This window comes from Mesorhizobium sp. M7A.F.Ca.CA.002.04.1.1 (assembly GCF_004022805.1).
GTDB classification, from domain to species: domain Bacteria; phylum Pseudomonadota; class Alphaproteobacteria; order Rhizobiales; family Rhizobiaceae; genus Mesorhizobium; species Mesorhizobium ciceri.
In genome coordinates this window covers 25,222-32,694 of the sequence record NZ_RZPL01000002.1, presented here as the reverse complement: position 1 = coordinate 32,694, position 7,473 = coordinate 25,222, and the positions used below count along the sequence as shown (strand labels likewise).

Sequence of the window (7,473 nt, the reverse complement as noted above, 5' to 3'; positions counted from 1 at the left end):
CGTCGGGGGGGCTCGATCTTTCCGTCGGCTCGATGGCCGCCTTCATCACCGGCATCACCATCATGTTCATGAACGCGGTGGCGCCGCATGCCGGCATCTGGGCTATTCCCGCCGGTATGGCGGTTGCGATCCTGGTCGGCCTCCTGTGCGGGCTTGCCAACGGGCTCATCGTCACGGTCGGCAGGATCGAACCGTTTATCGCCACGCTGGGCACGATGGGGATTTTCCGGGCGCTGATAACCTATCTGACCGATGGCGGCACGATACCGATCGACAGGTCGTTGCGCGAGGCCTACCGGCCTGTCTATTTCGGCACGGTCGGCGGGATCCCGGTTCCAATCCTCATATCCGTCGCAGTCGCCGCGGTCGCATCCTTCATCCTTTACAAGATGAAATATGGGCGCAAATGTGCGGCGGTCGGCGCCAATGAGGATGTCGCCCGTTATTCCGGCATCTCGGTGATCAGGACACGGACCGTGGCCTATATCGTCCAGGGTGTCTGTGTGGCGATTGCCGCGATCTGCTACGTGCCGCGCCTGGGCGCCGCAACGCCGACAACCGGACAGCTTTGGGAACTGCAGGTCATCACCGCCGTGGTGATTGGCGGCACCGCATTGCGCGGCGGCAAGGGCCATGTGTGGGGGACAGTCGCCGGCGCCGTCATCCTGGAACTCATCGCCAATCTCATGGTGCTCTCGGACTTCGTCTCCGAATACCTCGTTGCCGCTGTTCAAGGCGTCATCATCATCATCGCCATGCTCATCCAGCGGTTTTCGAATTCGAAATAGCGCCGCGTCCGGACCACGCGGATTAACGTTCTTGTAGGTCCAAGGGAGAAGACAATGTTCAGTAGAAAATGGATTGCGGCAGCGACACTTGGCGCGCTGCTGCTGGCCGGCCAGGCCATGGCGCAAGACAAGAAGGTCATCGCGGTGTCGATACCGGCCGCTGACCACGGTTGGACAGCGGGCATCGTCTACCACGCACAAGCGGCGGCCAAGGAAATCAACGCCGCGTTCCCGAACGTCGAAGTGGTCGTGAAGACGTCGCCGTCCGCGGCGGAGCAGGTCAGCGCGCTTGAGGACCTGTCGGCCAGCCGCAAGCTGGATGCTCTGGTGATCCTGCCTTACAGCTCGGAAGAGCTGACCCAGCCGGTCAACGCTATCAAGGACATGGGCACGTTCATCACCGTCGTCGATCGGGGTCTGACTGACGCCTCCGTCCAGGATCTCTACCTCGCCGGCGACAATATCGCGGTTGGCACCAACACCGCCAAGTTCATGATCGACAAGCTTGGCGGCAAGGGCGACGTCGTTGTGTTGCGCGGCATTCCGACCGTCATCGACGACGAGCGCATCAAGGGCTTCCAGGACACGATCAAAGGCACTGATCTGAAAGTCCTCGACATCCAGTACGCGCATTGGAACAGCGACGAAGCCTTCAAGCTGATGCAGGACTATCTGGCCAAGTACCCGCATATCGATGCGGTGTGGGCCAATGACGACGACATGCTGCTTGGCGTGCTCGAGGCGGTCAAGCAGTCGGGGCGGACCGACATCAAGCTTGCGCTCGGTGGCAACGGCATGAAGGACATCGTCAAGAAAGTGATCGACGGCGACGCCATGACGCCGGTCGAGACGCCATACCCGCCGTCGATGATCAAGACCGCGATCTACATGACAGTCGCCAACCTGATCGGCCAGGCACCCGTCCGTGGCACCGTCAAGCTCGACGCGCCGTTGATCACCCAGGCCAACGCCAAGGAATATTACTTTCCGGATTCGCCATTCTGACCCTATCCGATTTCACAGAAAGGCAGGCGCAGTCTGCGCCTTGCCTAGCTCAAAACACTGAGAGGAAGAACCATGCCAGGCAAAAAGATACTGATGCTGACCGGTGAGTTCACCGAAGAATACGAAATCTTTGTCTATCAGCAAGCGATGGAAGCCGTCGGTCACACCATCCACGTGGTATGCCCGGACAAGAACGCCGGAGATCTGATCAAGACCTCGCTGCACGACTTCGAGGGCGACCAGACCTACACCGAAAAGCTCGGCCATTATGCGCTGATCAACAAGACTTTCTCGGAAGCCGAGAGGCAGCTCGATCAGTATCATGCCGTCTACTGCGCGGGCGGCCGCGGCCCGGAATACATCCGCACCGACAAGCGCGTGCAGGCGATCGTGCGCCATTTCCACGAGGCCAAGAAGCCAATCTTCACCATCTGCCACGGCGTGCAGATCCTGATCGCTGTCGACGGCGTGGTGCGCGGCAAGAAGGTCGCGGCACTCGGCGCCTGCGAGCCGGAGGTGACACTGGCGGGTGGCACCTATATCGACCTGTCGCCGACCGAGGCCTATGTGGACGGGACAATGGTTTCGGCCAAAGGTTGGACGGCGCTTGCTGCGTTCATCCGCGAATGTCTGAAGGTGCTGGGAACGGAAATCCGCCACGCATAAACTTCTGGAACCGACGCATTCGCCAAGGGATGCGTCGGTTCCCTTCAACAGCGCTTCCATATCCATCAACTCGGTCGGGATCGCGGCTTCCGAGCTACGATATAGGCGAGACACTTAAGTATTGCCGCCTGTTGCGCCGCTTTTCGTCCTGCCTGTTCCACTGGTGCTGTTCGACAGGGTCGGCGCGCGGCGTTGTTTCAGCATCCGGATAGGCCGTGTCGTCGACCGTGCGGCCCCGTCGTCCCCCCGAGGCCACCTCGCTCCGGGCTTGCTCATTCGGATTGCAAGCTGCTGACATCAGTCAACGCCTGCAACGGCGCTACGCCACCGGAAATCGGGGTGCGCTTGAGTTCAGGCCCGCGTCAGTAAATCTGGCATCGCGGATAATCCAATAATCTCCCGGCGTCCGGGGCTGGTCATCGGCCTGACGAAAAGAACGGCGTCCAGGAACGATTTCGGCCGGCTGTCGTTGCCTAACATTAGGTATCCCTTATGGACTTTGCGAAATGCCGCTGTGTCAGAATCTATGCCCTCTTGAAATGACGTTCAAATGTCCTCGCTGCGGATTGGCTTTGCTGAAACCCGGGCGCTGGTTCCAGGTTGCGTCCAAATATCGCTGCGAGGGCTGTCACAGCGAAATCCGGATTACGTATCCCGACAAGATTGCACTTTTCCAGAAGTATGCGGATTCGCAGGGCGAGGTCCATCTCCCCCAAAGCATAGCTCAGTCCTGACCAGTCGTTCAGCGGCTAGGCCACGGTCCTGCCAGGAGGGCAGGCGATCTGAAGGCTGACTTCCGGCGGTAGGGTTGCCTGTAGCATGGAACGAAATCCGTTCCCTGCGGTTGGAGTTGTCCAGCTACACGCGATTGAACCGGCCTTGCCCCACAGTCAGGAGCAGTGATGCAAACATACCTGGTGGAACAAATGGAGGGGGATGACGTGGTCGCGGCGAGTAACGTCAATGCGTCCAGCCCGTTCACGGCGGCGACTATGTCAACGGGACGCCAGGTTACCCTGCGGACTTGGGAAAACAATTGGGTTCGTGTAACGGATGAGCTTGGAGGGGAAGTGTTCGCATACTGCTTCGTTTCAAGTACTGGCAAAGCGGATAGCAGCGCGCAGCCCGACACCTCTGTAAGGTAAGGTAGTCCCGCAGCCCGGGCGGGCGCAGGCTGGCCTCTTCATCTTCGAATAATTCAAGCGATTAAGACCGTCTCACGCATCATCCGAATGATTGATGAAAAGATCATGCCGCGGAGCGATAAGCGGCAACAATCCTAGCGTGGGGCCCTTATGTCTCTGGCGCATTTAGAATCTTCGAGGGCGATTCAAACGGTGCAGGCTGACTACCAAGCGGTGGTCCCTTGCCGATGGCTAAAAGCTCCCGATCATGCTCTTGACCATGGCGGGCCTGTTCTACGTCTGCATCAACGGATGGGAACTGGCTTCGCCGACGTTCCTGTCTTTGATCACCTGAGGGAGATCGCCGGGCGTTATTCCGAAAAATTAGCCGCCAGCGACGGCACCAATCGACTGACCTATTCCGAGCTTTTTCGGGCGGTCGAGGCATTGGCCGGCTGGATTGAAGCCGTCGTTCCCGACGGAAATGCGGTTGGAATACTTCAGGCCAACTCGGTCTGGTACACCGTTGCGATGCTGGCCAGCATGGCATCCGGTCGGCCGTCAGTGCCGCTTAACGTGCGAGATCCGGACTCGCGCATCAACGAAATCGTCGCCGACGCGAGGCTCTCCGCCATAATTGGCGACAAAGGCCTCCACGGCCTTGATCTGCCCCAGCACGTTGCCTGGATCGATATGGCGCAATCATTGCAGGCAACGCCCCATCCAGCCGCACACCGTGTGGTTTCTGTCGATGCACCGGCAATCGTGCTTTATACCTCCGGCAGCACGGGCCGCCCCAAGGGGATTGTCAACAGCCAGCGGAACTTGCTGTGCCGAGTGCAGCAATATGTCGATGCGTGCCACATCAATGCACAGGATGTATTCCTGCCTCTGACCGGCCCGGCAACCATCGCCGGCTGTCGGGAAATTCTTGCCGCTCTGCTCACGGGTGCCACGTTGCAGCTTGTGGAGGTTGAAGCCGTCGGCCTGCGCGCGGTTCGCGGCCGCATGCAATCCGAAGGCGTGACGATCACCTATCTGGTGCCGGCATTGCTTCGCGCTCTCTTGGCGGATGAACCCGCGGACGCCTTTGGTTCGCTCAGAGTTGCCCGAATTGGAGGCGAGAAGGTATCTTCGGCCGACATCCGCCTCGTGCGCAAGGCTGTCCCGCCAAATTGCCTGGTGCAGATCGGCTATTCATCGACGGAAACGACGGGATCGCAGTGGTTCTTGCCGCACGATTGGCCGGAATTCGATTCTTCGGCTCCCGTCGGCTGGCTGCTTCCGGGAATCAGCTTCGCAGTGGTCGATGAAGAGGGTTACCCGGTTCAGCCCGGCAAGATCGGAGAACTGTTGATCAGAAGCCCGTATGTCGCGCTTGGACATTGGGAAAACGGGGCCGTTGTTCCGTTTGAAGTAGACCCCGACGACCAGACGCTTCGCATCTTTGCGACGGGCGATCTTGTGCAAATCGGGAGTGACGGCCTGCTGCGGATCATAGGCCGCAAAGGGCGCCAGATAAAGGTCAATGGGCGGCGCGTTGAGCCGGCCGAACTCGAACGGGTGCTGCGTGGCGCGCCGTCGGTGAAGGATGCCGTGGTTATCGTCACCCCGGCGAATGAACTGGTTGCATTCGCCGTACCGCACAGCGGAGCGGGAGCCAGTTTTTGCGACGAGCTGCGCCAACTTGCCAGGACAAAATTGCCGCCGGCGCTTTGCCCGTTGCGACTCCATGCAAGCGCCGAGATACCGCGACTGCCCAGCGGAAAGATCGATATGACAACGCTGGCTGCAATTGACCTTTCGGTTCGGGAAACCACGCCCCCACCGCAAATACCCCATGCGGGACATGAAGTTCCTGCTCATCAGATCGTACGGCGTGCCTGGACCAAGGTCCTCAAGACGCGGGTCGCCCTGGGCTGTTGGGATGAAGCGGGGGGAGATTCGCTGAAGCTGCTGCACTGCGTCATGGAAATCGAAAGCGCGATCGGGCAGGAGCTCGGATTGGAAGCCTTCACGGTTGGAATGAGCTTCGATGAGATGGTTGCAGCGGTCATTTCTGCTCAAGGAGGCGGCGAGCACGCGCCCGCTTGGAAACACGAGCCTCCGCTGCTTTTCCTTTTCCCCGGGTCGGTCGGCTATGGTCCGAGCCTTGCTTCGTTCGCATCGGCAATAAGCAAGGTCGCCAGGGTGTCTCCCATCAGATATCCGGCCCTGGGCATGATCCTGCAAGGTCAGAACACCGTCGCCGCAATGGTCGAAGCTGCAATCGATCATATCAACCGCGTACAGCCGACCGGCTGTGTTCGCCTGCTTGGTCACTCGCTCGGAGGAGCGGTTGCTTTTGAGGTTGCCGCGCGTCTGCTTGATCAAGGGCGAGCGGTAGCGTTCACGGGCATTCTGGATACCAGCCTGGTTGGCGAACGCAGCAAGCGTTGGGAGACGATTACCCGGACATTTCACCGGATCCGAACCAATCGTATATCGGCTAGTCGAGTGGCATGCCGCGCGCTTGCCAAGGTCGCGGTCAAAATGCACTGCGAATCCCGGCTTGCCAGCTTCCTCGATCGCTATGCCGAGGGTCAGTTCAACCCGACGAGCTTCAGAACCAAACTGGAACTGCAGGAAGTTCTGCGCGCGCGCGCCTTCTTCCAGTGGCTCACAGAACCCAGGCCGATACTGCCGATCACCGGCACCTTGTTCCGTTGCGCGCGGCCCGGAATGCCGCTTGCACTTGGGTGGGATCGGGCATTCGTCCATCTGGACGTCATTCCGATCGCCGGCACTCACATCGACATGGTCGTGGAGCCTCATCTGACCATCAATCGCCCGCTCATCGAAAACGCTGTGACTGAGACCTACTCTTCAATCGAGTCACAGAAACGGGAGGCAGTGTCATCGACCTGATCGGGGAATTCAGCAGCGGTGTGCTGGCGCTCGATGCCCGGCTGGAGATCGATCGCATCGTCGAGACCTTGCGCGAACAGGTTCTCGGCACACAACGGCGCCGCGGAGTGGTTGTCGGGCTCTCCGGAGGCATCGACAGTTCGGTCGTCGCAACGGTCTGCGCACGCGCGTTCGGCAGGGACAAGGTACTGGGCCTGTTCATGCCGGAGCGCGATTCATCCGGCGACTCGCTGAGGCTTGGCCGCAGCGTCGCCGGGCAGCTTGGCATCGACACAATCCTTGAAGATATCCAGCCGGCGCTCGAGGGCATCGGTGCCTACGCCCGACAGATGGAGGCCATCCGAACTGCCGTCCCTGGATATGGCGAAGGCTGGAAATGCAAGCTGGTCATGGCATCGGTGCTGGAGAGCAGCGGCCTTAATATCACGCGCCTCACCGTCGAGGATCCGGACGGAAAGATCGACACCGTGCGTCTTTCGCCGGCGGCTTACCTGCAGATCGTCGCTGCAACCAACTACAAGCAGCGGGTTCGCAAGATGACTGAATACTATCATGCGGACCGCCTCAACTATGCAGTGGCAGGCACGCCAAACCGGCTCGAATATGACCAAGGCTTCTTCGTCAAGCAGGGCGACGGCGTCGCCGACGTGATGCCGATCGTCCATCTCTACAAGACCCAGGTTTATCAGCTGGCGGAATATCTCGGGATTGACGAGGAGGTCCGAATGAGGCCGCCGACCACGGACACGTTTTCCATGGCGCAAACCCAGGAGGAGTTCTACTTCGCCTTGCCCTATCAGCTGATGGATTTGTGCCTCTACGGCATGAATCACGGAATTTCGGCCGGCGTGGTTGCCGCCGCCGCCGGCCTGACGGCCGAGCAGGTCGAGAAGGTCTATAAGGATATCGTCAGCAAACGCCGCGCCGCCCGCTACCTTCACGCACGGCCGCAGCTGTCCGCTGCGATGGACAGGGATTGACCC

5 protein-coding genes are annotated in these 7,473 nt (G+C 59.9%); all 5 read left to right on the top strand.

All coding sequences use genetic code 11. The features are described 5' to 3' along the window. On the top strand, positions 1–788 hold a 788-nt coding region (locus tag ENZ75_RS00270), incomplete at its 5' end, for an ABC transporter permease (protein WP_164887704.1). Between the two features lie 54 nt (positions 789–842). Continuing rightward, positions 843–1,793, top strand: a complete 951-nt coding sequence (locus ENZ75_RS00265) for a substrate-binding domain-containing protein (RefSeq protein WP_063167484.1) — start codon at positions 843–845, stop codon at positions 1,791–1,793. Positions 1,794–1,865: 72 nt separating this feature from the next. After that, positions 1,866–2,459, top strand: a complete 594-nt coding sequence (locus ENZ75_RS00260) for a DJ-1/PfpI family protein (RefSeq protein ID WP_013533129.1) — start codon at positions 1,866–1,868, stop codon at positions 2,457–2,459. A gap of 1,436 nt (positions 2,460–3,895) precedes the next feature. Continuing rightward, on the top strand, positions 3,896–6,490 hold the full coding sequence (locus tag ENZ75_RS00245) for an AMP-binding protein (protein WP_082826410.1): 2,595 nt from the start codon (positions 3,896–3,898) through the stop codon (positions 6,488–6,490). Continuing rightward, on the top strand, positions 6,490–7,470 hold the full coding sequence (gene nadE / locus ENZ75_RS00240) for an NAD(+) synthase (protein WP_272482884.1): 981 nt from the start codon (positions 6,490–6,492) through the stop codon (positions 7,468–7,470). Before ENZ75_RS00245 ends, nadE begins: the two co-directional genes overlap by 1 nt. Positions 7,471–7,473 lie beyond the last annotated feature (3 nt).